This window comes from Oleiphilus sp. HI0080 (genome assembly GCF_001635135.1).
In genome coordinates, this window is the sequence record NZ_LWFU01000175.1 from 1 (window position 1) to 567 (window position 567).

Below are 567 nucleotides of genomic sequence, written 5' to 3' on the forward strand. Positions count from 1 at the left end.
CTGTTCTGTAAAACTGTCTTTCAGTGGTAAATCTTCGGGTAAATGCATTTGCTCATAACATAATTGCTCTAGAACCCGGCAGCTTTGAGGATTACGTTGCGGCATGGGCTGTAAAAGACTCTGAGCATTCAGCACTAGTTCAGCGCCATTTGGTGCGTGTTCTAATACGCAGCCGAGTTGGTTCCTGAGCTCTAAAATCAATTTTCGATCGGTAAAAAAGGTGCGAGCGGCGATCACCCCTTTAGGTTTTCTTCCGGTCACTTGCTCGATAATAGAAAGACCTGTACCAAGGTCTCGCGCTACTAAAAAGTGCTCAACGCTGAGCGTGTCTTTTTTATATGGAAGCCACGCGACTGATAGCATCTTACTTTGACTGCTGCTCGCGTAATTCGTAAAGTGAAATACCTCTTGGCAATACCTCAGGGCGATGTTGAGAGCGTGCAGCAGATTGTCGCTGCTAAGCATTGCTTGCCCGATGAGACCGTAATGATGGAGCTTGCTTCGTCGTCCGGCCTCATAGCCAAGTCGATCTGCTGGTTCTGAAATCAGACGAGTAATGTTTCTGAT

At 46.9% G+C, this 567-nt stretch carries 1 protein-coding gene; it reads right to left on the bottom strand.

All coding sequences use genetic code 11. From position 1 onward, the window contains the following. The coding region (locus tag A3751_RS01960; RefSeq protein ID WP_197466103.1) for an AraC family transcriptional regulator ligand-binding domain-containing protein at nt 1-567 on the bottom strand (567 nt) is incomplete at both ends.